This is a genomic window from Ottowia cancrivicina (assembly GCF_029813755.1).
Taxonomy (GTDB): Bacteria; Pseudomonadota; Gammaproteobacteria; order Burkholderiales; family Burkholderiaceae_C; genus Ottowia; species Ottowia massiliensis.
Map to the genome: position 1 here is coordinate 1 of NZ_JARVII010000091.1, position 556 is coordinate 556.

The following is a 556-nucleotide window of genomic DNA, read 5'->3' on the forward strand; positions in this document are numbered from 1 at the left end:
TTGACGCCATTGTCTGGAAAGGCCGCCAAGGCACGCCCTATGAAGGCAAAGTCTTTCTTTCCACGAGGGGAACAGAACTGAACGGCAAGGATATATTAGGCGCGGACATCGACTTGGCCTTGAGTTCATCGGCCCGTAGCCAGATTATTGACATGATCAACTGGTGGCTGCGCGAGACCACGCCGGCCACTGAGACGGTCACACAGCTTGTCAATGCCAATGTCAATGTTCCGACTCCGATTGGCGTGCCAATTCCTTTGCCTTGGTCATGGGTCACAACCGGTTCGCCCGCCCAAGGGACGGGCAGACTGACAGGCGTCAATTCAATCTCCATCAATGGCCACAGCCTGGGCGGGCATCTGGCCTCGGCCTTTGCGCGCATTTTTGGCGGCAGCCTCTCCATAGAACACATCTCCACCTTCAATAGCGCCGGTTTCTTGCGGAGCACTGCCGAGCTTTTCTTCGACAAAATTGACAACCTGCTGGGCAAAGGCCAGCCCATGTCAGCGGTTTCCAGCAGTCAGAGCAACTATTTTGCCGAGAATGGCATTAATTT

Annotated in this window: 1 protein-coding gene; it reads left to right on the plus strand. The window is 54.9% G+C overall.

The genetic code is table 11. The annotated features are described in order from the left end of the window. Positions 1-556, plus strand: a 556-nt coding sequence (locus tag QB898_RS13175) for an alpha/beta hydrolase family protein (RefSeq protein WP_279525316.1), incomplete at both ends; no start/stop codon positions are given.